This is a genomic window from Methylocystis sp. Uni0008, assembly GCF_056838045.1.
In genome coordinates, this window is record NZ_JBXEJH010000003.1 from 57791 (window position 1) to 83295 (window position 25505).

Sequence of the window (25505 nt, forward strand, 5' to 3'; positions counted from 1 at the left end):
GAAGGAAATTGGTGGATCATCGCGCCTGCGGGGGTGGCGATCCCCTTTCTGGCGGTCTGCCCAAGCATCGCGGACGGCTCTTCAAAGCCAAGGATTCCGCATGTCGGTCTTTATATCGACGTCTGTCTATGGACTTGACCGCTCGGCTCTATATTTGGCGCGCGCCCCGGAGCGTCTGTAGTCGCGCCAGCAAAGCTGCGCGCGCAGCACGCGGCGGCTTTCTCATTGCGCCTCGCCTTGAACGCATGCCGGCGGGCGCTTCGAATCTATCCAGAATCAAAAGGAGAAAGCCCTTGGGTTCCGCGATCATTCGCATTGTTCTCTTAACGAGCGCCCTGGCGCTTGCAATAGGCGCGCCGCAGCTGCGCGCCGAACCTGCGACGCCCATCAAGGGGACCGCCTATGTGACCTCGTGGTTCGGCGGCGTCGTTTCCGTTATAGATCTCGCATCAGGCGCGCTGAAGAAGAAAATCCCAGTCGGCATCCACAATCATAACGTCACGCTGCGTCCCGATCAGAAGCAAGCGTGGGTCACGAACAACAACGCGGGAACCCTTTCCATCATCGATACGCAAGCAAATAGCGTGATCAAAGCGCTGCCAACAGGAAAGGGTCCGCGACACACCTTTTTCAGCGCCGATGGCAAGGAAGCATACGTTACGAACGAGTTCGACGACCGGGTTGAAATTTTTGACACGCAGGCGGGTGCATCGCTTGGCGTCGTCAAGGTCGGCTCGATGCCGCATTTCGCGCTCGCTTCAGGCGACAGGCTTTTCGTCTCGAATTTCGGCGGCGGCGACGTGACGGTGCTCTCACGCGCAAAACGCCAGGCGCTCGCGACGATCGCTGTCGGAACAGGGCCGCTGGGCCAAGGCGCGACCAAGGACGGCAAGCGCGTCTATGTCGCCTGTCACAACGCCAATCTCGTCGCCGTGATCGACGCCGAAAGCCTGCGGCGGATCGCGGATATCGAGACCGATGCGGGCCCTGTGCAAGTTACGGTCGCGCCAAATCAGTCCTTCGCTTATGTCGCTAATGACGGGGCGGGCACGGTGCAGAAAATCGACCTTGCCGTGAACAAAGTCGTCAAAACGCTCTCCATAGCGCCGGACGCGGGCAGTCACGGCGTCGGCTTCGTCGGCGACGGTCGCTGGCTCCTCATCACCAATACGGGAGGCAACAGCCTCTCGATCTTCGACACGCAGACGGATGAGATTGTGAAGACAATCTCCGTTCCGACAGCGCCTGAAGGCGTTGCGGTCCGGCGTTGAAGAGCATCTTTGTTGCGAAACGGGGGAGACGCTCGCAATTCAATGGCGCCAGACTGCCCGAATCAGTCTTGTTCTCTTTAGCTATAACGGCGCTTCGAAATTCCACGGACTATCGTCCGTGCCGCGGGCGTCGTTTAGCAGCTTTTCCTGCCCGCAGCGAATCAGAGACTTAGTTGCGCCGCAAAAAATCCCAGCCGTTCATGAGGATGGCATTTCCCTCAAGTGTTGCTACATTTGCCTGCGATACGCGTTTGTCCCGCACCCGCGTTAATTTCGCCTGAGCCGTGATGGAAATTATGCAACGATCCAATGCAGAGTGGCTGACGGCGCTTCAGGAGGGCGGTCGAGACCAACAGTTGGCGCTTGCGGACCTTCGAGCGCGACTGCTTGCAGCAATTCGGGCCTATTTGGCGAAAGGCAACGCCACGCAATCAATGCGTTCAGATGAAGCGCAGCACCTTGCTGAAGACTGCGCACAAGAGGCCATTCTCATTATACAATCAAAACTCGGAGACTTTCGCGGCGAAAGCCGCTTTATGACTTGGGCTTATTCAATCGCAATCAGAGTCGTGCTCGGAGAGCTGCGCCGCCGTCGCTGGCGAGAAGCTACGATCGAGCGCGCTCAGCTTGGACAGACTTTGCCGGCTTGGCCGATTCAAGAACCGGGGCCGGAGCGCAGTCTACAGCAGCGCGAAGCGTGGACTCTACTGGCGCGACTTATCGGCGCCAAGCTTACTCCCTTGCAACGGACTGCACTTGTCGCCCACGCTTTTCAGGGGATGCCCTTGGACGAGGTTGCCGAATGGTTGGGTTCTAATCGGAATAATCTTTACAAACTCATCCACGATGCGCGTAAACGGCTCAAGCAGGCTTTGCTCGAAGAAGGCGTGACGCACAAAGATCTTATTGCCGTGTTTGACGAGCCAAAGTCGGGAACCCATCTCCATTCGGAGGGTAAGACTTCCTCCGTTCAACGCATCTTATAATCAGTCGCGCCGGAACCCGACATGAAACACAAAGACTTTACCCGCCTCATTGACACCGTCTTCGCCGCTAAGAGCGGAGAGGAGATGCTGTGCACGGAATATTTTGATGAACTTCCACGTTACGTCGACATTGAGGCATCCGGTCAGGACGCCGGTGCCTTATTGCCCGAGGTTAAACACCATATGCATCAGTGCCCCGAGTGCGAAGAGGTTTATCTCGCCCTTCTGAGACTCGTGAACGCAGAAAAAACTTTTCCTTCGAGGTAAGACCTCAGCGTTCCGTCGCATCTAAGTCGTATCGGATCGAACTGGTTTGCGCGCGCGATCGAATCGATCGCCGGCGTTGTCCCCGGTTCTCCGCTCGAAGGAGTGTGATGCGATGCTAAGAACCTGGGCGCAGTTGGGGATTTCACGTTCGTTCGCGTTTTTGCTCATGTGGCCAGGCGCTCTTCTCGCCGCTAGCGCAGCCTCTGCCGCCGACCAACATTTGATCACGCTCAAAGCAAGCGCAATGCCTTCGGGTCAGCTGGCCTATGAGATGGTCAGTCACAAGGTCAAATCTTCCACGGGAAAGGAAAGCGACCTTACGGAGCGGTATGCGAGCGGCCCTACCATCCCTGGCCCCACGCTCGTCATGAAAGAGGGGGACGTCGCCGAGGTGACTCTTCAACATGGCATCGCCGACTCGGCGTTGCCGGTCAGCATCCATGTCCACGGCGTGCACTTTAAGATCGACAGCGATGGCACCATGAAGGTTTTGAATGGCGTCGCCGACGAAGCTGCGTTCCCAGACAAACCTTACACATACAAATGGACGGCCGCGCCTGGAACGGCAGGCACGTGGGCCTATCACGATCATGCATTCGGCAATCCGATGCTCGGAGCCGAGGACAAGGGGCTGTTCGGTACGCTCATCATCAATCCGGCGAGCGGGAAGGTTCCTGCGCTCATCGACGGCAAGATCGTCGAGGTTGATCTTGCGGATGTGAAACGCGAATTCATCATTTGGATGCATGAAACGACCTTTTGGGGCCAGGAGCTCAATCATATCATCGAGGGCGGCAAGGAGATTCCGCTATGGACTAATCCGACCGTCGGCGCGCGCCTGGGCGAAAAGGTTCGCTTCCACGTCATGGGGATTGGCACCGCGTTCCATACTTTCCATCTCCATGCGCATCGCTGGATCGAGCCCGGAGCAACCGCCGGCGTTGACACCGTCAACATTGGTCCAATCAGCCGCACCTCGTTCATCGTGAAGGCCGGCGAGGGTGTTGGCCCCGGCGACTGGCACTACCACTGTCACGTTATCCAACACATGCAGTCTGGGATGATGGGTGATTTCCGCGTCATCGAATGATCAATGACAGAACGGGGGAGTTAAAGGTATGAACCACGCAACAATCATGAACCGCGTATCCTTTCTGACGGTGGCCGTGGCGACGACCTCGCTCGCTGCGCCGCTGTCGGCGCAGGCGAAAGACGCCGTGAAATCTGACGACGTCATCATCAGCCGCCCCGGCGTCCTACCGTCGGCCGTGCTGGAGATGACCGATGAGCCCGGCAAATGGTTCAAGGATCCCAAGAGCGGCGGCTCGCTCGTTGTGGTGAAGCCTGGCGAGGCGGTGCTCATCAAGATGACGGACACCAATACGGATCACACTATCACCAGTCTTGCCTGGCAGCCGGGCGCGGACAAATTCCCGGTCGATCAGGAGAAGCCGTCGAACGCCAGCGTCACGCAGACCTTCGACAAGCCGGGGCTCTATGTCTTTACCTGCAAGGTCCATCCCTACATGTTCGGCGCCGTCGTCGTCGACGATCCGAAGACGGAAGGACTGGACATCGGCGGCGAATTGCAGCTGGTGACCGGCGCCAAAGTTCCGACGACAAGCGACATCGCCAAGAAGCTGCTCCGCACCTTCTTCGTCGCCACGACGCCGGCGCTATGGCGCGACTATCGGCAGCCGAAGTGGGAGGTGAAGCTTCCCGATCTCGGACTCAATCTCGGCGGCGCGCAGATCAATCTGAGCGCGCTCAGCCTCTCGGCGCCGAACACGCTGCTGACGCCCAAGACGCCCGGCGTCGGCGAGGTCTGGGTCAACACGCAGTTTGAAGGGGTGAGCGGCAAGACGAAGTTCGGAACGGCGACGCAAATCGACGCGACCGACTGGACGCTCAAGAAAAAAGTCAAGGGCGTCGAGCAGAATATGAACAACCCTCACAATATGTGGCCCGATCCGACATATAAATACATTTATCAGACGGAATGGTTCGACAAACGGCTGACCACCTTCGACCGCGAGAGCGGCAAGCTTCTTAACACGCAGGTCGTTGGACAAAATCCATCTCATGTGATGACGAGCCCGGTAAACGGCATGCTCTATGTCGCCATCAATGGCGAGGACCGCGTGGCGAAACTGTCGCCTGGCGAATTCCCTTCGGCGATGGGCAACATTAATGTCGGCCCGCATTCCGGCCCGCACGGCCATCACCTCACCGACGACGGTAAATATATGATGACGCCGAACGCGCTGGCGGGAAGCGTTACCGTCGTCGATCTCGCGACCGAGAAAGCGACGGAAATTCCGACCGGCGGCGTTATCCCGATCGCGATCTGGAGCGACATGAACCATAAGGGCTATGCCGCCAATCTGCTCGGCACGCCCCCCGCCATGCTCTCCTCATTGACGGTTATCGACATTGACAACAAGAAGAAGGTCAAGGACATCGACCTCGCTGCCGATTACGATCCGATCAGCGGCGTACACAAGGGCGAGGCTTATGGCCTGCTTCCGATCCAGACCCCGGTCAGCCCGGACGGCAAATACGTCGTAACGGCGAACACATTGAGCGCCACAGTCACGATTGTCGACGTGAAGACCGACAAGGTGGTGAAAAGCCTGCCCTGCGAAGCAGGCTGCCACGGCGTTAACTTCGGACATAAGAAGGGGGGCGGCTATTACGCCTATGTGGCGAGCAAATTCGCCAATGACTTGATCGTTATCGACATGGATAAGCTCGAAGTCGTAGGCCGCATTCTGCTCGCGGATTCGAAGGACGGTCAGATCACCGCGCATAACGGCATGGGCGGACAGGGCGTGCTGCCCTTGCCGATCGTCGAGCGTGGCATGCTGGCGCCCACGCTAAAATTCGCGGGAACGGGCAAGTTGAGCGCCGAAGTAGAGGGATGGCTCAAGCTTCTGACCAAGGAGCAACGCGGCAACTGAGCCATTGCATTCAGCTCCGATGGATCGCCCCAAGCAGGGCTTCCATCGGGGTGGCCAGTTGTTGCCGCAACAGACGCAGCACTCGCCGAACAATGTTAGGAGAAACGCGAATGATCGAGCGTCCAGCCAACAAGACAGAAAATCTAGTTTCGGCCTATGCAGATCGATTTCGTGACGGCCCTGTTCGTTTAATGGGTTTGGACAACAGCTCTAGAAGCGTCCGAAGGTCGAAGCGTACCCAGGCTGAAGCTGAAGCGGCTGTGCGGGTTCTCATCGAATGGGCAGGCGACGATCCGAACCGCGAAGGCTTGATCGATACGCCTGAGCGGGTGGCGCGTTCTTATCGCGAATTGTTCGCTGGCTACGCCGCCGATCCTCGCGAATATCTCAAGCGCACGTTCGAAGAAGTGGGCGGTTATGACGAGCTGGTCGTATTGAAGGACATTCGCGTCGTTACTTTTTGCGAACATCACATGCTGCCGGTGATCGGACGGGCGCATGTCGGTTACCTGCCGACAAACCGGGTTGTGGGAATCTCCAAACTGGCACGGGTGGTGCACGGATTCGCGCGCCGATTACAGATTCAGGAGAAGCTTACCGCTGAGATCGCCGAAGCCATCCAGGAAATTCTCGAGCCGCAAGGGGTAGGAGTGGTCGTCGAGGCCGAACACAGTTGCATGACATTGCGCGGAGTGAACACGCTCGGATCCACATTGACCACTAGCCGTTTGCGCGGCGTAATCCGCGACGACGCCCGCTCGCGTGAGGAATTCCTCGGCATGGTGCGCGGGGCTTAGAATTTGGACCAGCGGCTGACGAAAGCAGCGTTCGGGTCGCCATGGAAGTTCTCCCCCCTTGTAATTTGCCCTTAGGCCGAGGGATCGGTTCTAGATGGGGACCGTTGCACGAGCGTTCTCGCCGCTAATAGCCCCAGCCTTGAATCTGGAAGACGGACGGCGCGATGCAGCAGCGAATCGAGAAGCGCCGTGGCGACAACGGGGTCGCGGAAGTATCGTCCAATGCGGCAGAGCCGCGGTTTGCGGTGAGAATCGTGGGTGTCTTTTCTCGGGCGTTGACGAGCGGGAAGAAGTGATCGCCGCCGCCTGTCGTAACCAGCAGATGAGAGCGGCGTGATAACGTCGCCGACTGTGGCGTCGAAGTGGCGGATCATTTATTCTGCGGCTGTGCAGGCGACGCCGTCATCAGATGCGCCGAGCGCATTGTCCTTGACGATCTTGTCGGCCCGCGCCTTCGCGTCTGCGAGATCCTTGTCATAGACGTCGGTGAGATATTCATTCGTCGTCGTCTTGACGATCGAGCGATTGGGAGATTGCAGCGGGCCCGATACGTCGATCGAGGCGACCGTCGACAGGCCAGGCCGCAGAGGCTGCTGCTCGAGTTCGTCGGCGAGCAAGGCGATGCGCACCGGAATGCGCTGAACGATTCGGATGAAGTTGCCGGTGGCGTTATCGGGCGGAAGCGTCGCGAAGACGGCGCCCGAGCCCGGAACGAGTCCCGCCACTTCGCCGTGATAGATCTGGCTCGATCCATAAAGATCGACCTTGATGATCGCCGCCTGTCCCGGACGGACCCTGGCCATTCTGTTTTCCCAGAGATTGGCTTCGACCCAGAGATGATCGAGCGGCACGATGTTGAGAATCGAATCGCCGGGGCGCACACGATCGCCGACTTGCACGCGGCGCTTCGCGACATAGCCGCTCGCGGGCGCCCGGATATTCTGGCGCACGTATTCGATATAGGCGTCGGTGTATCTCGCCTTGGCGGCCTCGATGTCGGGATGATTCAGACGCGTGACGCCGACCACCCGCGCCTCGATCGCCTGATATTCCGACTGCGCCTCGCGCAGATCGGCTTCCTGCGCGGCGAGCTGATCCTCGGCGTTCTGCAGCACCTGTCGCGACGACGCGCCGCTCGCCGCCGCCTGCCTGTACCTTGCGAGGTCATGACGCGTCCTGTCCCGGACCGCGGCGCGGGAGATGACCTTTTGGCAGACCTGGCGGCGCTGTGCGTAAAGCGCCCCCACGGCGCGGACGGCGCGACCGAGTTCGGCTTCGGCCTGCGCGAGCGCCGCTCTCGCCCGCTGTCCGTCAAGGCGAACGAGCACTTCGCCTTTCTTCACCTGCTGCGTTTCTTCGGTGAGCACGGCGGCGACCACGCCGGTCGCGTCCGCCTTGACCGGAATGATGTTGCCGGTGACGAAGGCGTTGTCGGTCGTCACCCAGTCGCGCTCATGAAAATACCATCGCGAGAGGGCGATCAGCGCGCCGACTATGACCGCCGCAATGACGATCTTGAGCAGAAACTCTCTGCGGGAGCGGATGCTCTTTCGGGAAAGCGCCATCGATCGTTTCGCGTTCTTCTATGGCCGCTCAGCCGCCGCCAAGCGACTGAATCACGTCGACGGCGGGCGTCAGCGGATCGTTTTCAGGCGCGGGCTTCGGCGCCGCCGGCGGCGGACCGCCGGCATAGCCGCCGCCGAGGGCCTGGTAAAGATCCACGGCGGCGACGAGCCTGTCGCCTTCGAGCGCGCGCTGTCCAAAGCCGGCCTCGAGAAGATCAGCCCGCTCCGCGAGGATCTCGCGGCGATCTTTCAGACCATCCCGTAGTCGCGACTGCGCGAGATCGTATTGGGCGCGCGCGGCGCGCAGGAAACCGCTCTGCGCCTCATATTCGGCGCGCGCCCGCTTATAATTGGCGACGGCGTCAGCGACCTGCTGGGCGGCCTGCAGCAGCGTTTCGTTATAGGAGTCGACCGCCTGATCATAGTCGGCCCGCTGAAACTCCAGATTGCCGCTGAGCCTTCCGCCCTGAAACACCGGCAGCCGCAGTGTGGGGGACACCGCATAGCCGATCGCCGAGGGCGTGAAGAGGTAGCCGGCGAGCTTGCTGATTTTCGTCGAGGTCACCGAACCCTCGAAACCGCCGGTGATCGCAAGATCGATCGAGGGCAGAAAAAGCGTCTTGGCGACGTGAACGCGCGCCGCCGCCGCTTCGGCGCGGCGCAGGGCCGAGGCGAGATCCGGCCGGTGGGCGAGGAGTTCGATGGGCAGGCTGCGCGGCAGCGGCGGCGAGGCGGGCGTCGGGGCTCGTCGCGCCGTGTAAAGATCCTGCGCCGCGTCGGGGCCCTCGCCCATGAGACGGGCGAGCGCATCCTTCTGCAGCGTGAGAAACGCCTGGACGGCGGCTTCGCGGCGCACGGCATTCTCGTATTCGGCGCGGGCGATCTGCACCCCATCGAGCGAGTCGAGCCCGGCGCGATAGCGGGCGTCGGCAAGCGAAACCAGGTCGCGGCGCATGCGCGTCAGGGCCTTGGCGACCTCGAGCTGGCGCGCCGCGGCGTAGCCGCGCAGATAGGCGCGCGCGACCGAAGCGGTCAGCAGCAGGCGCGCCTGCTCCAACTCGGCCTCCTGGGCGGCGGACTCGCCAATCGCCGCGTCGAGTATCGCGCGGTTCTTTTCCCAGAAATCGAGCTCATAGGTCAGGACGAGCGGATTGATGAAGGCCATGGTCTTCTGCAATCCGCCTTGCGCCGGATTGTAGGAGGCGACGACGCCATGCAGCGGATTGCGCGACTGCCGCATGCCGAAGGTCGCCTGCACCTCCGGCAGAAGCCTTGCGCCGGCGACCTGCACGAGCGCGTCGGCTGCGCGCAGCGAGTCTTCGGCTTTTCTGAGGCTCTGATTGTCGTGCAGCGCCTTGTCGATGACGGCGTCGAGTTCGGCGCTGCAGAAGGCGCGCCACCATTCCTCATGAGGCCAGCTGGTTTCGTCTGCGGGCTTGAGACCGGATCTCGCGAGCGTGCGCTCCATGGCCGGCGGGCCGAGAAATTGCGCGCGCTCCAGCTGAGCAGTTGGCGCGCAGCCGGCGACGAGAAGCAAAAAAAGAAAGAGAGCCATAGGCACGCTTTGCTGAGTCATGCCTGCCCCATGACATCTTCGGCTGACAGTTGATGCGACCTCTTTCCATTGCTGAGGAAGCGCGAATGTGCGCGCCGGACATCGCGGCGAGCGGGATGAACTGCGGGCTGTCAGCCGCTCATTTTCGCACCAAACGCTGCCCACAAGCTTGCTTGCAACTTCCTTTTTTGAAAGTGACAGGTCCGGTATTTCATCACAAACGCATTTTCATTGAAAATAACATCAAATCTTTTTATGGAAAAAACATGGATATCAATCTGGCCAAGACCTTTCTAGATGTGGTTGCCAGTGGCAGTTTCGTTGCTACGGCAGAGCGCCTGAATCTAACACAAACGGCTGTAAGCGCTAGAATTCGAACTCTGGAGAATCTACTCAATCGCACTCTCTTTGTTCGGAACAAGGCCGGTGCACGACTGACGCCGGCCGGTGAACGTTTCCTTCGCTACGCCACGACAATGATTCAAGTATGGGAGGGCGCGCGCCGGCATGTGACTCTCCCTTCAGGGCGTAAGAGCGGCGTCAGCGTGGGTGGCGAACTCAGCTTGTGGTATCCGCTCCTAGCTGATTGGCTCATATGGATGCGCTCCGAATGTCGAGAGATTGCAATAAGAGCTGAAGTCGATACGCCCGCGCGGTTGCTCGAGCGCGTCCAAGAAGGTTCGCTCGATCTCGCAGTTCTGTATAACCCACCGCAAAGGCCAGATCTCGTATGTGAGCTTCTGATCGAAGAGAAGCTGATCCAAGTCACCACGGACAATCGCGGGCGTGTCTATCCAAATCATTATGTCTTCGTTGATTGGGGTCCGACTTTCGCCATCAATCATCAGGCGGTTTTCCCAAACCTGAGCAATCCGCCTTTGTCGATTTCCTTGGGCCCGCTCGCCCTCACCTATATTTTGACTGTCGGCGGTTCGGGATATTTCCGCGTTGGCACGGTGCAGCCGTTCCTTGCTAATGGTAGTCTGCATCGCGTAACTCGCGCGCCCGAGTTTTCGTATTCCGTTTATGTCGTCTATTCGACAGGAAACGACGGCGACGGTATCGAACGCGCCCGTAAAGGATTACGGCTGGTAGCCGCAGGGCACGAGAGGCCGGGAATAGAACCTACTATTGGCGCTCGGACGATATCATACAACACATCCAATCGTTTTCAGGCAAGAAAGCGGAAATGAATCATAATACCATCAAGGACGTGATGGTTGCCATGCGCCGCGCTGATTATGATGGTCGGCCTAACAGGATATCCCTTGGTAGGTTCGGCGTTATAGAGCGTTCGCACTTGTGATATTACGGCATGACCTGCAGTGGCCGAACGCCGGATAGCATCAGGCGCTCGCTCGACTAGCGCTGGCGCAACCGGGGCTGCGGAAACATGTTCTCGGTCTGCGAGAACTTTCATACTCACTGACTGGATCAAGCATGAATCCATGCGACTTTTTTGTCGAGAGCTTGCAGATGAACTTGTAGGGCGTGAGCCTTCAGGCCTCTTCAGCCGTAGGACGAATCGCAAGAAGCGTGCGCAGCTCCGCATGAATTCCGTAGAAATCACGTTTGCTGATTCGCTCGACCTGACCATTGACCCCATTTCGTGGCTTTTGCTGAGCTCATCCAGGATGACGGGCGCGAGGGGCACGAAGGTGCGCGCAGGCCACTAATAGAAATTAAGCCGAGCGGAGAGCTCGTCACATTGCCGCCCCTGCGAAATTGGACATGCGCGCCATTGGACTGGGAACATTCACCTGGTCTACCCCTGAAAAGTGATCCTCCTCATAGGCTCAAAAGCCTTACTTCTCGGAGGATAAATCGGTCCGCCCATCCGTTGATTTTCCTAAGAGGAAGAGCTTACTCGCCTAATTGATCAGTCTACGACTTTTGCCCAGCTTGCCGTCGATTTCCCGCCGTTTGAACGGTCTCATCGGTTTTTCTCGTGCTGGTCCTTTAGGATGATTTTCCCCGGCACTACTGCATCTCTAGGAAGAAGAATCCCGTATGCCGCTCCCACGAGGAGAGTCTTAAATGTCAGCCAAGGACTTCAAGATACGCAGCATTCTCTATCCAACCGATTTTACCTCCGGAAGCATAGTTTCGTTTTGTCACGCCTTGCGCATCGCCGTCGCCAACAGGAGTTCGCTACATCTGCTGCATGTCGAAGTTCCCGGCAGACGTCGCGACGATGCGCATTTTCCGCGGGTTCGCGAGTTAGCCGCTGAATGGAAAATGGCTCCATCGGGAGTTCAGTCGGATGAATTCGAGAAGCTTACGGGCGTATCGACGAAAAAGACTGTCTTGATATCTTCCGACGCAGCCGACGGCATATCGTCATACGCCGGCGAGCATAGCTGCGATCTGCTGGTGATGACGACGCATGGCAAATCAGGGCTTCGTCGCTTATTCGGCGGCTCTGTGAGCGAGGCGGCGGCGCGATCGACGCGTGCGCCTACCTTGTTTCTGCGCGAGAGCCATAGCGGTTTTGTGCATCGAAACACCGGAGAGGCGTCACTCACGCGCATCTTGCTGCCGGTAGACGGAAGAACCCCTGTCAGCCGCGCTTTGGAGCTGTCAACACATTTGGCGCGGTCTCTCGGGAGCGAACCACAAATCACCTCTTTGCACGTTGGGCGAGAGCGCCCGACTCAGGATGCGAATTATCCCAATCTCAAGATCCGTGACGGTGAGGTCGTCGAGACGATAGTTGCTTGTGCGGGAGAAATGCGCGCTGACTTGATCGTTATGCAGACCGATGGTCACGATAGCGCTTTGGACTCGATCATCGGGAGCACAACCGAGCGCGTCATACACGAAGCGCCTTGTCCCGTATTGGCGATTCCGAGAAACTCCCTAGATGACGTGAACCGAGAGCGCCTGTTTGGAAGATAGCGGCGACTCTTGAACTCGCGCCGGGCGCTTTCCTTTAAGATGCGCCGCGCCGGCCGTTTCGCTGTTGAGTTCTAGGAGGGCGTCGTGGAAAGCGCGCGTAAACTCTGGATCTCGCTCGTTGCCCTGTTGGCGCTTTCCTTCGCCGTGCTTTTGCTCATTGGCCGTGAAATCAGCGTCAAGGCGCCGCCATTGCCGGAGCGCGTTGTTACGGAAAGCGGCCGAACGGTCTATACAATCGACGACATCCAGCGCGGCCGGCAGGTATGGCAGTCGATCGGCGGCATGCAACTCGGCTCCGTCTGGGGCCATGGCGGCTACGTCGCGCCGGACTGGACCGCCGACTGGCAGCACCGAGAGCTCGTCGCCATCCTGGACGCCTGGGCTCGCCGCGAGTTCGCGGCCGGCCGCTACGCTGATCTCAGCGAGGAGCAGCAGAGTTCTCTGCGGGGACGGCTGCGCCCGATGATGAGGCGAAACACGTTCGATCCGACAACTGGGGCAATCACTGTTTCTGACGAGCGCGCTCAGGCGATCGTCCTCGTCTCGAGCCACTATGAGAGCCTGTTCGGCGACGATCCGCGCAGTGCGGAACTTCGCGAGAACTACGCAATGAAGAACGGCACTGTCGCCGACGCCGCTAATCGGCGGGCGCTAGGCGCCTTCTTCTGGTGGACCGCTTGGGCCGCGACCACGGATCGGCCGGGAAGCCGCGTCACCTACACCAACAACTGGCCGAGCGAGCCGCTGGTCGACAACCGCCCGCCTGCAACCACCTTCATCTGGTCTGCGTTCAACCCTCCAGATTCCGTCGGTTCGTTTTGCGTGATTCATAGGAGGTCGGCGATTTGGAGGGCCGACCATGGAGGGGAGCTGGAAGTCCGATCTCGAACGGTGGCTGGCGCCTTTTATTAGCGCTCTTCGACACAAGACGCGGGCGCGGATGTGCCCGGCTTATGTCGCGGGGTTGATCGGCGCAGGGGATCGCAAGAGCATGCAGCCGATGGCGGCGCGCGACGGCGGCGTCGGATACGATCAGCTTCATCACTTCATCGCCAGCGGCGTATGGGACGCCGCGCCGCTGGAGAAGGCGCTGCTCGCCGAAGCCGATAGGATGGTCGGCGGCGCCGACGCGTGGTTGATCGTCGACGATACGGCGTTGCCGAAAAAAGGCGCGCACTCGGTCGGCGTTGCGCCGCAATACGCCTCGTCCCTTGGAAAGACCGCCAATTGCCAGTCATTGGTGTCGCTCACTTTGGCGTCGCGCGAGGTTCCGGTGATGGTGGGCCTGCGGCTCTTCCTGCCCGAAAGCTGGGCAAGCGATCCCGAGCGCATGGTGCAAGCGCGCGAGGCTGCATCCTTGCTGATTCAGGTTACGGCTCCAGCGGGCCTTTCCGTCAGGCGCTGAGCGCGCGTGGTCTGCTGTGGGCGGTGGGGCTGTCGCGACGCCAGAACGTCTACCCGGCTGACGTCGCCTTGGTTTTCCCTGTCGCAAAAGCAGGGAAGCGCCGCAAATACCATATCCCTGATCAACCGCCGGTCTCGGCTGAAGCGGCGTTGGCCAACGTCAAATGGCAAAAGGTCAGTTGGCGGCGGGGCACGAAAGGCCGGCTGACATGTCTCTTCGCTGCACGTCGTGTTCGCGTTGCGGATGGGCATAAACACCGCATGCGCGACAATCGTATGCAGTGCACGCCGGGCGACGAGGTCTGGCTCGTTGGCGAACGCCGGTCGACCGGCGAACAAAAATACTATGTGTCGAACTTGCCGGGCGATGTGAGCCTGAAAAAGCTCGCTGCGACAATCAAGGCCCGGTGGGTTTGTGAACAGGCGCATCAGCAGCTCAAGGAGGAACTCGGCCTCGATCACTTCGAAGGTCGGTCCTGGACCGGGTTGCATCGACACGCCTTAATGACAATGATCGCCTACGCCTTCCTCCAGTCTCGCCGCCTCAAAGCTGCGGGGCGGAAAAAAAAGAGTCGGGGGACCGCCGCCACAACCGAGCATGCCGGCCATTCGTCAGGCCATTCTCGACCTCTTCGCCCGGCATGTCCGTATTGTGAGAGACTCATCGACAAAGCCCTCGAACATAAACTGCCAAAGTAGTGCTAGGAATACGATCCAGAACGACTTGCCGACCATGAAATAGCAGATGACGATGGCGGGGACGAAGATGACTGAGGCTGATACTAATAGCAAACAGCCACGTTACCATTTTGCCAAGCCTCTGTATCAACCCGCCAATTTTGAATCCAACAACAGGCACGCAATTAGCCGATGAAGACGGCAAAGATGCAGCTTGCGTGATCGGTGAGCAATTTTCTGTCTTTCGCCAAGGATGGCGTCCCGTCTGATGTTCTTCCTGCTACTTTCACCATTGACAGGCTTAGGTCCGATTCAGTTATCCTTGTCCCGGCGATAGAGTTCGCGCTCAACCGCCTGCGGCTGATGACCCCTGCTCTACATTGTGTCGGACTCCGTCGTTGCTCTAGTCGACAACCGCGGTTGATGTCGCGTAATACCGCCCAGTAGCGATTATAGAACGGAGCGAGGGTGGCGATCATGGATAGGCCGGCCCGAATGATAGGCTGGCGATTCCTGCTGCTGAATGGCGCGGCGGGGACGGCGAATGTCGTCATGCTCTCGAACGTTCCGGGCTACACGGTGCTCGCGCCCTATGCCGCCGGCAGTCTGCAGGGCGTGACGCCGAGCTTCGGCACCTGGGCGACCACCGACCACATGGTGGGAATCGCGCTCGGGCTGCCATTGTCGCGGTGGTTCTCCGGACGCTTTGGCGACTATCGCGTGCTGGTCGGCGCGCTCATTTTCTACGCCATCTTCTCGGTGATGTGCGCGGCGAGCGAAACGATCTGGTTTTTCGCGCCGATGCGCTTTCTCCTTGGTCTTGCCGGCGGCGTCGCCCTTCCGCTCGCTCAATCGGTGACGCTTGCGCAATATCCGGATGACCGACGCACGCTCGGCGTCGGCTTCTGGGGCGTCATGAGCATGGCGCCCTTCACCATCGGCGTGTTCATGGGCGGCTTCTGGGCGGAATATTTCGACTGGCGCTGGCTGTTTTATTCCAACGTCCTGGTCGTATTGCCGGTGGCGGCGATCATTTCGGCGCTGTTCTACAGACGCGGCTTTCAGCGCCGCATGACGCGCTTCGATACGATCGGCTTCATTTTGCTCGCCACGGTCCTGCTCGGCGTGCAGACGATCCTCAACATGGGAAATGATTTCGACTGGTTCGCGGAGCCTCTCCTCGGATGGTTGCTGCTCGTCGTGCTGCTGGCCCTGCCGATGTTCGTCTTTTGGGAGTTCGGAGAGCGGCGGCCCGCGCTAGACCTGCGTCTGTTTCTGCATCGCAACTTCGCCATCGCGACATTCTGTTCGATCGTCGGCTTTCTGGTGATTCAGGGCCTGCTCTCGGTGTTCATCGTGCAACTGCAGGTGCTGCTCGGCTACACCTCCTCGCTTGCCGGCATGGTCTATCTGATCATGATCTTTCTGGCGATGGCGGCCGCGGCCGTGGTGCATGAAATCACGAGGAACGTCGACGCGCGACTGATCGTGTTCCTCAACTTCGTCGGTCTGGCGGTGACCTTTGTCTGGCTCGGCCAATACGACAAGAACGCCTATTTCGACGACGTGAAGACGCCGATGTTCTTTTTCGGTTTCTCGCTCGCCATGTTCTTTGCGCCGCTTGCGACGCTCGCCATGACCGGGCTCGCCGGCGAGCGACTGATCCGCGCTGCGGAAGAACTCGCCATGCTGCGCACCGTGGCCGGCGCCCTGGGCATCTCGCTGCTCGGCGTTCTCTTCTTCCGCCGAACGCCGTTCCATCAGCTCGATCTCGCCGATCATTTCGGCGGACGGCGCTTCGCCTCGCTCGATCTGCTCGCCTCGTTTCTGGATCGCATGCAGGCGATGGGCATGTCGCCCACCGCCGCGCAGAGCCGCGCGGCGCAGCTCATTCGACAGCAGGCGGCGATCCTGGCGCTCAACGACGTCTTTCTGTTCGGCGCGATGGCTTTCGTCCTGCTCTCGGGAGTCGTCTGGCTCGCCTATCCAAGCTACGCGTCCAAGAAGCGCAAACAGTCGCTCTCGCGGCTTTCGGCCGAGGAGCTGATGGAGCAGCCCTGAGAGACCGTTTGAGAATGATTGCGACGGAGATAGGGGCGTGATTCTCATGTCCGACGTGTGGGGGAGTCATGTCGGAAATCGACCGGCGGCCGTCGCTACGATTCCGTTGTCAGGTCGGACATTCTTATACCGCTGTCGGGAGCCATCTTGGCTTGAGATATCCAATTTCGAATCGGAAAAGCCATTAAACTTGAGAATATCGACCTTTAATATTCTCACGTTTAATGGCTTTCCTTCGCGGCTTGAGCTTCGAGACGAGCTGTCTCGCATAGGCGCTCGAATGCACTTCGCCCTCGCAGGGTCGTCTCATCTCGAACCGCGTTGACGATGGCGGGATTGGCGATCGCTTGCGAGATGCCAGCCAAAAGCGCCGGGCGGAACGAGATAGGAAGAGCCGCAACAGCCGCATGATTGATCCTGCGTTTGATTGGCCGCGCAAGATTGTCGAATTCGGGAAAGATCGTGCCGAGCGCCCATCCGGCTGCAGGTTCACGGCCATTAGCGCCGCATGGCCGCCACGTATGCACGAGCAGCGCGCGCATGAGCGCGATCGGCGAATAATCGAACGAGTTATCGCCACGAAGGAAGCGCTCGACGATTGCCTCGCCGGCAACAGCTTCTTTCCACACATCAGCGAAGGGGCTCGTGTCCTGCAATGTTTCGCCAGTATCGGGGCGCTCGCTCGTATCCGATAAAGGCGCGCCGCAAGCGGGGCAGGTGATGCGCCAGGCTTTTCGCCAATGCTTCGGGACCGCGCCGGACGCTCCGTCTCGCGCGTGCCGGTCTGCGCAGGGTCGGCAAATCTGCGGCGCTCTGTTGCGGCAAATTAATTCGGCGGAACCTGCTGGCGTTTCAATGAACGTCATCTCGATCAGCGCGATCGGATCGCATCGGAGTTTTTCAGATAATCGCGCGACCTGCGCTAACCCCAGCCGATAGTCGAGAAGCGAGAGATTGCGTGTGCCGGGCATCAGCCATTTGGCGAAAAACGGCTTGGACACCCCATAGTAGGCCGCGTGCCTCGCCAACCACGACGAGAGCAGCTCGTCGTCGACCGGCCTCAGCACCACTGGCAACGGCCTATGAGCGTCGTCCTCGTCGTCGATCATTGGAAAGCCGCCTCGTCCTCCCCCACGGGTTTGTAGCGTTCCAGCGCTTCGTCGGTGATCCGTTCGGCGCCAGTTTCGATGGCTTCGATCGCCACGTCATTCAGCATGCGGAATATCCGTGCGCTGACTCCACCGCTGACCAAGAGAATGCGCCGCAAGCCTTTCACCGTCAGGACGCTAGGTTCTTTCAGTGGCAGGTTTCGCACGATGGCGAGAATGAGCTGCTCGAACTCTTTGTCAGCTATCCATCGCGGTAAGGAGATGGAGTCGAAGCGTCGCGCCAATTGAACGTCGCCATTGATCGCCTGGCGTGCTTCCATGATCCCAAAACAAACCAGAGACAGTTTCAGTTCATTGCTCAAATAGCGAAGCGTGTTGAAAACGACGCGCTGGTCACGCCAGGAGGCGGCGAGAACGTTGTGGATCTCGTCCAAAACCAACACCTGGACCCCGAGGTCATCCAGCAGACGGACCGTGGTCCTTTCGAGTTCGACGATTGTAGCGCGTGCGTTCAGGGGCGCGCCGAGCACCGCGAGAATTTGCGCGAAGAGCCGGCGTTCGTTTGGTCGCCCCGCCAGTTCGACAACCACCACTTTCGCCTTTGGTCCGTGTGGCTTTTCGCGGGCGCTGAGCACGTAGTCGTCTTTGAACTTTTCCACCAGCATGGATTTGCCCATGCCGCTGTCGCCAAAAACAGCCAAAGACGGCATCCGCGTTGTCCGCGGATGTTTGAGCAGCGCGTTCAGATGTCCAAGTATTTCAAGCGCTTTCGGATAAGCGATCCATCGCTTCGAACGGATAAAATAAATGCGTTCGTCAATGCCCTCGGCCAAAACGGCGCCGGCGTCATCCGTCAGATGGTCGGGTGTTCCGGTCACGTTGCCGCTCCACGAGTTCCAACACAGTTGGTATGCGCGAGTCGATGCCGCTCATCGAGCCGAAATCCACGCCATCCCCATTTTTTGTTTTGATCGGCGCCCGTCGTGCGGCGGCGGTCTTAGCGATGGCTTCGTCGATCAGTTTGCGTTGCGTCAGCGCGGTCTTGGTGATCTGCTCGTCGTTCCGCTCCCTACGGCCTTTCCCACCCAGCGCTTTCCGACCTTGTTTCCACTCCCGCAGGCTGATGACAGGGAAGCCAAGAGGTCGCGCGCGGGCTTCTAAAAAGCGCCCATCGGGGTGTTGAACGAATATTCGGGAAACGTCCCGCGGATCGAATTTGACGAGAAGCTCGTCTTTCGCGCGTCCGACCAGGCCAGAGAGCGCATTCGACCAATAGGGAATATCATGGAGCCAGATTCCGTCTGGCCTGAGCGTACGATGGGCGTCAGGCAGGAACGAAACCCAAAACGCCATTCGGTCTTTCGGCATGCGCAACGCCAGCGAAGCCTCATGTTCGCGCCATACAGCGATGGGCGGGCGGAGCAGGGCGCTGTGAATTTCCTCGTTGTAGCGCCCCGCGATCTCCCATCCCAACGCGCATTCGAATTCGCGGAATGTCATCGCCGCGAAGCGCCCCGGTTTGTTGCCTTGGCGGGCGATTGGATTGGCGAAAGTCGATCCTGGATAAAAATGCACGCGCCCCATCATCGTTCCAATAAGGCGCTCAATGTGCCCGCCATAATGAGGAGCGCCTGGGGGCCGAAAGATGAGCTTGATGCCCTCTTCGCGGCAGGCCCATGCAAAAGCACGGCTGCGAAAATCAGCGCCATTGTCCGCGTGCACGGCCTCAGGTAATCCGGCGGCCGGCCACGACGCGTCGATCTCGCGCTCCTTCAGCCACGCGCTCTTATCGTAAACCGCGTTCAACATGCAGAGGCCGAGTGAGACGCGCGACGGCTTGTCCATCGACAAATGAAATCCAACGACCATGCGCGTGAACACGTCGATAGCGAGCGTCAACCAAGGTCGCTTTTTCGTTGTTTCCCTTGTCTTTTCATCGACCAGGAAAACATCGACTTCAGTGTGATCGATCTGCACGACCTCAAGCGGTCGCGACGCCACATACTGGCCCAGCACGGCCTTTGTGGCTTTGGCGCCTCTTAGGTCCTTGCGCTTTAGAGCAACAGTTCGTCGATCAATTCGATCGACGCGCGCCTTGATTGTCCGGCGGTCTGGAAGCGGCAAGCCTTTTTGCGCGCACCGCGCCCGCACTTGCTCGATCAGATATGTCATGGTCGGGCGCTCGGGCTTCATATAAATTTCGCGGATTGTCGCAGCAATGAGCTTCTCTCGCTTGTCGTCCAACACGAGGGTATCTCTGCGTCGCCCTAGCGCGCGCGGTTCGACTGACGACACCGTGCCCTTGGCTCGGTAGGCGGTGATCAAGCGGTACATCGTTGATCGACTGACGCCCAATTCCTGCGCGACTTCATCGACGGCGCCGATCGAGAGCCTCTTGTCATCGTGCCGCTTCAGTAGGTCACGAATTGCCTCTTCGCGCCGACAGCCTTCTTCCCGGCGCCGAGAAGCCTCCTCATCGTCAGGAAAGTCGTCTTCGCCGCCCATCGCCGCCTGTCGGATTTTTCGAAAAAGGTTACGGCTTCAAATTCTCAAATTAAGCGGCTTTTGCAAGCCATATTGTCAAATTAAATGGATATTCCCAGCCATGATGGCTTCGATTAAATCATTGATTTTCCTATAAGCGCATTGTCAGGCCAAAATGGCTCCTGACATCGGCGCATTCGTTAGGCTTGTCGCTGAAATCCTGCATTCGGCTTTTGACGGCGATGTTGAGATTGACTGCGCGCGCCAAGTGTATCGGGGGGCTCGTTGTCGTCGGTAAGGGACGATCAACGCGCTCAAACACGGCCTCGCTGGTCACGGAAGAAGCCGGATCCAGACACACGTCCGGTGTTCGGAGAACGAGATCGAACTCGTCATTGAAAAGGATCGCATCGCTTAGCCGCCATCGCCCGTTGGCAGATCGCTCTCCTGCTCGCGGCGGTCTTGATCACGTACGAGCCAGAACACCGCACCGAGCGCCAGCGCCGCCCCGGCGAGGGCCGCGATCTTGGCTGGATCAGTCTCGCTTAGGTCGATGATGATGAGCTTGCGCACGATCGCCAGAAGAGCGATGAGCACGATCGTGCGCACCTGGAGGATACCAACGCTGCGTTTTGCGACGACAAGCAGCGAGCGCTTAAACTCGAGCGCGATCACCACAGCGAAGATCATCCCGAACACCACCTGAAACGTGGCGTAGTCGAGCGGGCCGCGGGCGGCCAGTACTAGACGGATCACAACCTCGCGTAGGAGCGACCAGATCGCGGCGACAATGATGACAGCGATGATCCCGCTGAGGAGAAAAATCACACCATGCTCGAACTTCTCGTAAAGCGACATCGCTGACCATTCTTCCCCGGTCCCTCTGAGGCCTTTCTCTTGGGTTGTGCGCATCGTCTTCTCCGAGCAGGCGCCCCAGGCGTCACCCCGGGGCCTTGTTTTTTGTTCAATGTTGTGCGCTCCCAGCGGAGACGCGTCAGGTCGCAGAAGATCATCATCGCCGACAGAGGGACGGTGCATCCGCCTGACATATCAGCCGTTCTTGACCTCGATACGCTTGACCTTCGCCTGCGCTTCGGGGGTCTGCGGTAGTTTTATGGTCAGCACGCCGTTTTTGAAGCTGGCCTGGGCCTTATCGCCATCGACGCCCGGAGGCAGCGGGATCGTGCGGTAGATCGCGCCATAGCTGCGTTCGGAAAGATAATAACCCTTCTTCTCTTCCTGCCGTTCGATTTTCTTCTCGCCCTTCACCGTGAGCATCTCGTCAGACACGGTGACTTCGATATCCTTCATCTCCATGCCGGGCAGTTCGATCGATACTTCGATAGCTTTGTCAGTTTCCACCACGTCCGATTTGGCTTCGCCGCCGCCCCAAGGCCAATCGAAACGCCCGACGCGATTCCAGAAGCTTTCGAACACGCTGTTCATGTCGTGCTGAAGCGTGGCGATCGGGTTATCCTCGCCGGATCTCGGTTCAGACGCTTGATCCTTGCGCGCCCAGGGGATTAGATCCTTGATCTGCATGCTTTCGTCTCCTTTTGTCAGGCGCCTTTAACGGCGATCTTCTTGGGCTGAGCTTCGGCCGTGCGGGGCAGCGTCAAGGTGAGGACGCCGCCCTGCATCTGCGCCTCGATCCTGTCAGGGTCAAAATCCTCTGACATGGTGAAGGCCCGCTCGAAATCACCTTCGCCATATTCAGCATAGGCGAGTTCGAAACTCTTCGGCCGAGTCGGCGCAACCTTGCCGCGAATGGTCAGAACCCGTTTTTCAAGGGTGATCTCGACGTCCTCCGGCGCTACGCCGGGCATCTCCAGCATCATCGACACTCCTTGATCGGTTTCCACGATGTCGGTAAGGGGCCGATAGATCCGACGGCCGCTGGTGGTCTCGGGCGCCTCGGTCGGAGTCTTGTCGGGTGTCTCGGTAACTTCGACGCTCATTTCTCCGGTCCTCCTCCTAGGCCGCCTTAATTTCGATCTTCTTCGGCTTGTCCTCCTCGGGTCGGCCGACGATGATCCGCAGCACGCCATTCGTCATCCGCGCCTCGACCTTGGCGTCGGAAGCCGCGAACGGCAGGCCAATGACGCGGGTGAACTTGCCGTAACCGCGCTCATTGCGATGCCAACGAGCGCCTTCAGGCGCTTGCGGAGCTTTCCGTTCGCCTGAGAGCGTGAGCACGTTGTCTTTCACAGTAATGTCAACGTCGCTGGGCTCGACACCCGGGAGTTCAGCGGTGATCGCAATCGCCTCGGCGCCTCGCCATATATTGATGGCCGGAAATACGGGCTGGGTTGCAATTGGCCAGAACCTGCGGTCGAAGTCACCGATCATTGCGCTCATCTGCACGAAGGGATCGCTGCGGCGCGTGTATGTCGGATAGAGCATTGGTCGCCTCCTGAGAGTATTCAGCAAAGCCCCAACATTTTTTTGCCGATTGCTCCCGCTTTCCAGTCTCTAGGCTCCTTGCGGATCCGGCAGCGGATGTCGGGCGGCGCACGATCTTATGCCAAATAAGATGTTGAGCAAGCATAATTTATGCTAGCATAAAACCACGAACGATGCAATTTCCCTGACTGAGGGGATCGCTGTAGGTGAAACGCTCGCAGCGTCGGACCGTCCCGGTCCGAACACATACGCAGAGCCGCGAGGGGAGCGAGGTGAGTTCCGTGGAAGACATGCTGATCGGATCGACGATCCACCGGGTCGCCCAACTTGTCCAGCAGCGCATAGACGAGGAGATCGCCGATAGCGGCCTCACGCGCCTGTCATGGATTGCGGCCGGACATCTAGGCGAAACTCCAGGAATGTCTATTACGGACCTAGCGAGCAGACTGGAGCTTGCCAATGCGACGACCGGTCAACTGGTGGATCGAATGGTCGCGAATGGCTGGGTTTACCGAACACCCTCGCCTACGGATCGTCGCACTCAGGTCATCACGACGACCAAGAAAGCTCAGAAGGCGCTGCGTAGGCTCGCGCCTCGACGGGACCGTCTGCAGCGAAGCATCCTGCAAGATCTGACGCATGACGAGCGTAATCTTCTTTTCAGTCTGATGGAGCGCATCAGGCTGCGGCTTTCGAATAAGCGCATTGACCGCTGAACCGAACTCCAGGGGCGATTAGACAAGGACACGCCATGGGGATGCCACAGAGGGCCTCGCTCGACTTGCAGGACGGTTTCACGCAAGTTGGCCGTAAGGTGCGCGTACCACGTTCCACGCGATCGTGCTGGCGCGTCGCGCACGGCGACATCGATCCAGGCCTTGGCGTCGGCGTCAAGGAGACGCTTTTTGGCTGAGAGCTTGCGCATGCTTTCTCCTGTCAGCGGAAGCCAATGAGCGTTATGATCGATCTGATCGAGAATGGCGTCTGCGAGCGTCGGATTGCCGATGATCTCGTGCCATTGCTCGACCGGAACCTGACTGGTGACGACAGTCGAGACGCGTTGGTGACGATCTTCGAGGATTTCGAGAAGATCGCAACGCTGGAGCGCCGACAGACCGCAATCGTCCAGAATCAGGAGCTGCATGCGCGCGCGCGCATTTTCAAGAGAGGGAATAGCGTCCATCGCCGCAAGCGAGAGCCAGCGCTTCGAAGAGGCGCGGCGCGCAATGATACAAACGCTTTTCCCCTCACGACAGCCGTTCTGGCCGAGCGCGCAAGGAATCCAAGTTTTGCCGCTGCCGAGCGAGGCAGCGCCACAATGCCGGGTGTCCGGATCCACTATCCTTTTCATCCGCGCTGCGGCCAACTGGTTTCGATCATGTTTCGACGCAGGTTCGCTGGAGTCGATCATCTGGTCGTCGTCCAGCCGGATGGCACGCTCGCCCTGATCCCCGCGGGGATGGCCGATGAGACGGCCGGTTCATCCGTCCTCACCCCACTCCCCGCGTCTTTCTGTCGACCACCTTCTCGAGCTGCGCAAGCGCGTCGATGCGCTTCTAGCCTGTTCCCGCGGGCAATCGGCTCCGCCAGCGCAGCAAGGGGATCATGCGCGCGCTCGCTCAGGCCGTTCTCAAATCTCAAACGCAAGACATCGCGGATCTTTCGCATCGACAATCTCTCGGTGGCATGGACCACTCGCTGTTGAATGAGCCATAAGCCGTCTGGATTGTCCGCGTGCGAAGTCGGAAAGAGCATCGGTCGATCTTCAGCCTGTCGAGCAAACCTGAAATTCTCGGCGTAGCGGCAAAAACTTGTTTCGCCGCCAATATAAAAAGGGCCCTTTTTATATATTGGAATTCCCTGTACCTCCGCCCTGGCGGCAAGGATCACTCTGCCGATAACAAGAACGACAGCCCGACGCCGTCGGTGCGAAGCAATCTTTGCGAGTCGACGCCACGTCCGGGGAAGATGAAAGATCGCTCACGTGAGGATCGCTTCAGCTGTTCCTGGATCTGATGCGCCAGGCATCGTCAGGCCACCGAGTGATTTTGCAGACATTTGGCCGGACGGTGTCTGTCTGCTCTTTCGTATTCATGTCTCGTCGTAGCTCAACCGCTATCTTCGCTATCGTTCGCGTTTTTATTCGAATGCAGTCTTAAGTGAACACGTACCTCTCAATCAATACTGACGCACGTCAGCGCGCTCCCACCTAGTAGAGAGTAGCGTTCGCTCCATGTTGCGGAAGGCCGATCATCGGCCTCGTGACGCGGCCATGTTCTATTAAAAGAAGGAAGGACAACAATGAGATCCGACAGCGACATCAAGCGCGATGTGGAAAGCGAGCTGAACTGGGACCCTGACATCGACGCTGCCGACATCGGCGTGGCCGTGAAGTCGGGCGTCGTTACGCTTACGGGCTTCGTGCGCAGCTATGCGCAAAAATATGAGGCGGAGCGGGCAGCAAAGCGTGTATTAGGCGTGCTTGGCGTGGCGAATGATATTGAGGTGCGACTACCTTCTGAGAACCAGCGTCCAGATCCCGAACTAGCGCGTGAGGCCGTCGCCGCAATCAAGACTGAGCTTCCATATGCGTACGAGAGCATCAAGGTGATTGTCAGGAGCGGCTGGGCGACGCTGGAAGGCAGCGTCGAGTGGGATTATCAACGCACACGGGCCGAACGGGCGGTGCGTGGGCTGAAAGGGATAAGGGGAATCTTTAACCTGATCACGCTGAAGCCGCATGTAGCCCCATCCGAGATCAAGGCGAAGATCGAAGACGCGTTCAAGCGCAGTGCCGAGGTCGATGCCAACCGCATCACTGTAACGACCAGCGGCGGCGAGGTGACGCTCACCGGCTCAGTGCGCTCTTGGGCCGAGCGTCAGGAGGCCGAGCGAGCCGCGTGGCGGGCGCCCGGGGTCATCAAGGTCGATAACCGCGTTACTATCGCTCCGTAAAGTGCGCGCATACTTAAAGAACGGAAGAGCGGAGTATCAATGGTCCGCTCTTCCGCGGCGCCAGGCACGTCCGCCATTCAATGAACTCATAAGTCCCGGTCGGCAAGGCCTT

General features: G+C 59.2%; 22 protein-coding genes, 3 pseudogenes and 1 riboswitch. Of the genes and pseudogenes, 15 read left to right on the forward strand and 10 right to left on the reverse strand.

Annotated features, from left to right (window positions below; genetic code table 11):
- Positions 1-128 precede the first annotated feature (128 nt).
- The 6 genes from AC0X69_RS22070 to folE all read left to right on the forward strand — a co-directional run bounded on the left by AC0X69_RS22070 (position 129) and on the right by folE (position 6281).
- Positions 129-1271, forward strand: coding sequence for a YVTN family beta-propeller repeat protein (locus AC0X69_RS22070; protein WP_482614015.1), 1143 nt, complete (start codon positions 129-131; stop codon positions 1269-1271).
- Positions 1272-1558: 287 nt separating this feature from the next.
- The gene (locus AC0X69_RS22075; protein WP_482614016.1) at positions 1559-2257 is read left to right on the forward strand and encodes an RNA polymerase sigma factor; all 699 of its coding nucleotides are present in this window, start codon (positions 1559-1561) and stop codon (positions 2255-2257) included.
- 21 nt (positions 2258-2278) lie between these two features.
- Positions 2279-2524 carry an anti-sigma factor gene (locus AC0X69_RS22080; RefSeq protein ID WP_109026897.1) on the forward strand — a complete coding sequence of 82 codons (246 nt, stop codon included), beginning with the start codon at positions 2279-2281 and terminating at the stop codon, positions 2522-2524.
- A gap of 112 nt (positions 2525-2636) precedes the next feature.
- Positions 2637-3614 (forward strand): multicopper oxidase domain-containing protein, encoded by a 978-nt coding sequence (locus AC0X69_RS22085; protein WP_482614018.1) that lies wholly within the window; start codon positions 2637-2639, stop codon positions 3612-3614.
- Positions 3615-3642: 28 nt separating this feature from the next.
- Positions 3643-5484, forward strand: a complete 1842-nt coding sequence (locus AC0X69_RS22090; RefSeq protein WP_482614020.1) for a hypothetical protein — start codon at positions 3643-3645, stop codon at positions 5482-5484.
- 191 nt (positions 5485-5675) lie between these two features.
- On the forward strand, positions 5676-6281 hold the full coding sequence (folE, locus tag AC0X69_RS22095; protein ID WP_482614057.1) for a GTP cyclohydrolase I FolE: 606 nt from the start codon (positions 5676-5678) through the stop codon (positions 6279-6281).
- 374 nt (positions 6282-6655) lie between these two features.
- On the opposite strand, the gene AC0X69_RS22100 is transcribed toward folE, so the two are convergent.
- Together AC0X69_RS22100 and AC0X69_RS22105 are read right to left on the reverse strand one after the other, a co-directional pair.
- Positions 6656-7846, reverse strand: coding sequence for an HlyD family secretion protein (locus AC0X69_RS22100; RefSeq protein ID WP_482614021.1), 1191 nt, complete (start codon positions 7844-7846; stop codon positions 6656-6658).
- Positions 7847-7874: 28 nt separating this feature from the next.
- On the reverse strand, positions 7875-9401 hold the full coding sequence (locus tag AC0X69_RS22105) for an efflux transporter outer membrane subunit (protein ID WP_482614022.1): 1527 nt from the start codon (positions 9399-9401) through the stop codon (positions 7875-7877).
- A 266-nt stretch (positions 9402-9667) separates the two neighbouring features.
- Between AC0X69_RS22105 and AC0X69_RS22110 the strand changes: the two genes are divergently transcribed.
- The 6 genes and pseudogenes from AC0X69_RS22110 to AC0X69_RS22135 all read left to right on the forward strand — a co-directional run.
- Complete coding sequence (locus tag AC0X69_RS22110) at positions 9668-10594, forward strand: LysR family transcriptional regulator (RefSeq protein ID WP_482614058.1); 927 nt, start codon at positions 9668-9670, stop codon at positions 10592-10594.
- A gap of 844 nt (positions 10595-11438) precedes the next feature.
- The gene (locus AC0X69_RS22115; protein ID WP_482614023.1) at positions 11439-12299 is read left to right on the forward strand and encodes a universal stress protein; all 861 of its coding nucleotides are present in this window, start codon (positions 11439-11441) and stop codon (positions 12297-12299) included.
- A 144-nt stretch (positions 12300-12443) separates the two neighbouring features.
- A complete protein-coding gene (locus AC0X69_RS22120; protein ID WP_482614060.1) occupies positions 12444-13211 on the forward strand; it encodes a hypothetical protein in 768 nt (255 codons plus the stop codon).
- Positions 13171-14402: pseudogene (locus AC0X69_RS22125) on the forward strand (IS701 family transposase); the annotation flags it as partial. The gene AC0X69_RS22120 and the pseudogene AC0X69_RS22125, both read left to right, overlap by 41 nt.
- Before the next feature lie 299 nt (positions 14403-14701).
- Positions 14702-14761: riboswitch (Fluoride riboswitch) on the forward strand.
- Positions 14762-14876: 115 nt separating this feature from the next.
- On the forward strand, positions 14877-16442 hold the full coding sequence (locus AC0X69_RS22130; RefSeq protein ID WP_482614024.1) for a DHA2 family efflux MFS transporter permease subunit: 1566 nt from the start codon (positions 14877-14879) through the stop codon (positions 16440-16442).
- A gap of 44 nt (positions 16443-16486) precedes the next feature.
- Positions 16487-16576, forward strand: a pseudogene (locus tag AC0X69_RS22135) (chemotaxis protein CheB); the annotation flags it as partial.
- A gap of 87 nt (positions 16577-16663) precedes the next feature.
- On the opposite strand, the gene AC0X69_RS22140 reads toward AC0X69_RS22135, so the two are convergent.
- The 7 genes from AC0X69_RS22140 to AC0X69_RS22170 all read right to left on the reverse strand — a co-directional run bounded on the left by AC0X69_RS22140 (position 16664) and on the right by AC0X69_RS22170 (position 22438).
- Positions 16664-17551: a TniQ family protein gene (locus AC0X69_RS22140; RefSeq protein WP_482614025.1), complete on the reverse strand. Its 888-nt coding sequence runs from the start codon at positions 17549-17551 to the stop codon at positions 16664-16666.
- Positions 17548-18429, reverse strand: a complete 882-nt coding sequence (locus AC0X69_RS22145; protein WP_482614026.1) for a TniB family NTP-binding protein — start codon at positions 18427-18429, stop codon at positions 17548-17550. Before AC0X69_RS22145 ends, AC0X69_RS22140 begins: the two co-directional genes overlap by 4 nt.
- A complete protein-coding gene (locus AC0X69_RS23470; protein ID WP_510175250.1) occupies positions 18398-20056 on the reverse strand; it encodes a transposase in 1659 nt (552 codons plus the stop codon). Before AC0X69_RS23470 ends, AC0X69_RS22145 begins: the two co-directional genes overlap by 32 nt.
- 393 nt (positions 20057-20449) lie before the next feature.
- Positions 20450-20893, reverse strand: coding sequence for a phosphate-starvation-inducible PsiE family protein (locus AC0X69_RS22155; RefSeq protein ID WP_482614028.1), 444 nt, complete (start codon positions 20891-20893; stop codon positions 20450-20452).
- A gap of 192 nt (positions 20894-21085) precedes the next feature.
- Positions 21086-21577, reverse strand: coding sequence for an Hsp20/alpha crystallin family protein (locus AC0X69_RS22160; RefSeq protein ID WP_482614029.1), 492 nt, complete (start codon positions 21575-21577; stop codon positions 21086-21088).
- A 17-nt stretch (positions 21578-21594) separates the two neighbouring features.
- Positions 21595-21993, reverse strand: a complete 399-nt coding sequence (locus AC0X69_RS22165; RefSeq protein WP_482614030.1) for an Hsp20/alpha crystallin family protein — start codon at positions 21991-21993, stop codon at positions 21595-21597.
- A gap of 16 nt (positions 21994-22009) precedes the next feature.
- The gene (locus AC0X69_RS22170; protein ID WP_482614031.1) at positions 22010-22438 is read right to left on the reverse strand and encodes an Hsp20/alpha crystallin family protein; all 429 of its coding nucleotides are present in this window, start codon (positions 22436-22438) and stop codon (positions 22010-22012) included.
- 272 nt (positions 22439-22710) lie between these two features.
- On the opposite strand from AC0X69_RS22170, the gene AC0X69_RS22175 reads away from it, so the two are divergent.
- Positions 22711-23154 (forward strand): MarR family winged helix-turn-helix transcriptional regulator, encoded by a 444-nt coding sequence (locus AC0X69_RS22175; RefSeq protein WP_482614033.1) that lies wholly within the window; start codon positions 22711-22713, stop codon positions 23152-23154.
- Between the two features lie 254 nt (positions 23155-23408).
- On the opposite strand, the pseudogene AC0X69_RS22180 reads toward AC0X69_RS22175, so the two are convergent.
- Positions 23409-23849 (reverse strand): annotated as a pseudogene (locus AC0X69_RS22180) (ATP-binding protein); the annotation flags it as partial.
- Between AC0X69_RS22180 and AC0X69_RS23475 the strand changes: the two are divergent.
- Both AC0X69_RS23475 and AC0X69_RS22185 read left to right on the forward strand, forming a co-directional pair.
- Entirely contained in the window at positions 23757-24143 is a 387-nt protein-coding gene (locus AC0X69_RS23475) for a DUF5372 family protein (protein ID WP_510175251.1), read from the forward strand. The pseudogene AC0X69_RS22180 and the gene AC0X69_RS23475 overlap by 93 nt on opposite strands.
- A gap of 596 nt (positions 24144-24739) precedes the next feature.
- Positions 24740-25393: a BON domain-containing protein gene (locus AC0X69_RS22185; RefSeq protein ID WP_482614034.1), complete on the forward strand. Its 654-nt coding sequence runs from the start codon at positions 24740-24742 to the stop codon at positions 25391-25393.
- The last annotated feature ends 112 nt before the right edge of the window (positions 25394-25505 follow it).

What these genes read in the sequence shown, in the direction of transcription:
- AC0X69_RS22170 (WP_482614031.1), bottom strand. Translation starts at nt 22,438, where the DNA reads ATGCTCTATCCGACATACACGCGCCGCAGCGATCCCTTCGTGCAGATG.
- AC0X69_RS22165 (WP_482614030.1), bottom strand. Translation starts at nt 21,993, where the DNA reads ATGAGCGTCGAAGTTACCGAGACACCCGACAAGACTCCGACCGAGGCG.
- AC0X69_RS22185 (WP_482614034.1), top strand. Translation starts at nt 24,740, where the DNA reads ATGAGATCCGACAGCGACATCAAGCGCGATGTGGAAAGCGAGCTGAAC.
- AC0X69_RS22140 (WP_482614025.1), bottom strand. Translation starts at nt 17,551, where the DNA reads ATGATCGACGACGAGGACGACGCTCATAGGCCGTTGCCAGTGGTGCTG.
- AC0X69_RS22085 (WP_482614018.1), top strand. Translation starts at nt 2,637, where the DNA reads ATGCTAAGAACCTGGGCGCAGTTGGGGATTTCACGTTCGTTCGCGTTT.
- AC0X69_RS22130 (WP_482614024.1), top strand. Translation starts at nt 14,877, where the DNA reads ATGATAGGCTGGCGATTCCTGCTGCTGAATGGCGCGGCGGGGACGGCG.
- AC0X69_RS22075 (WP_482614016.1), top strand. Translation starts at nt 1,559, where the DNA reads ATGGAAATTATGCAACGATCCAATGCAGAGTGGCTGACGGCGCTTCAG.
- AC0X69_RS22090 (WP_482614020.1), top strand. Translation starts at nt 3,643, where the DNA reads ATGAACCACGCAACAATCATGAACCGCGTATCCTTTCTGACGGTGGCC.
- AC0X69_RS22115 (WP_482614023.1), top strand. Translation starts at nt 11,439, where the DNA reads ATGTCAGCCAAGGACTTCAAGATACGCAGCATTCTCTATCCAACCGAT.
- AC0X69_RS22100 (WP_482614021.1), bottom strand. Translation starts at nt 7,846, where the DNA reads ATGGCGCTTTCCCGAAAGAGCATCCGCTCCCGCAGAGAGTTTCTGCTC.
- AC0X69_RS22105 (WP_482614022.1), bottom strand. Translation starts at nt 9,401, where the DNA reads ATGGCTCTCTTTCTTTTTTTGCTTCTCGTCGCCGGCTGCGCGCCAACT.
- AC0X69_RS22080 (WP_109026897.1), top strand. Translation starts at nt 2,279, where the DNA reads ATGAAACACAAAGACTTTACCCGCCTCATTGACACCGTCTTCGCCGCT.
- AC0X69_RS23470 (WP_510175250.1), bottom strand. Translation starts at nt 20,056, where the DNA reads ATGGGCGGCGAAGACGACTTTCCTGACGATGAGGAGGCTTCTCGGCGC.
- AC0X69_RS22070 (WP_482614015.1), top strand. Translation starts at nt 129, where the DNA reads ATGGACTTGACCGCTCGGCTCTATATTTGGCGCGCGCCCCGGAGCGTC.
- AC0X69_RS23475 (WP_510175251.1), top strand. Translation starts at nt 23,757, where the DNA reads ATGCCGGGTGTCCGGATCCACTATCCTTTTCATCCGCGCTGCGGCCAA.
- AC0X69_RS22155 (WP_482614028.1), bottom strand. Translation starts at nt 20,893, where the DNA reads ATGTCGCTTTACGAGAAGTTCGAGCATGGTGTGATTTTTCTCCTCAGC.
- AC0X69_RS22110 (WP_482614058.1), top strand. Translation starts at nt 9,668, where the DNA reads ATGGATATCAATCTGGCCAAGACCTTTCTAGATGTGGTTGCCAGTGGC.
- AC0X69_RS22160 (WP_482614029.1), bottom strand. Translation starts at nt 21,577, where the DNA reads ATGCAGATCAAGGATCTAATCCCCTGGGCGCGCAAGGATCAAGCGTCT.
- folE (WP_482614057.1), top strand. Translation starts at nt 5,676, where the DNA reads ATGGGTTTGGACAACAGCTCTAGAAGCGTCCGAAGGTCGAAGCGTACC.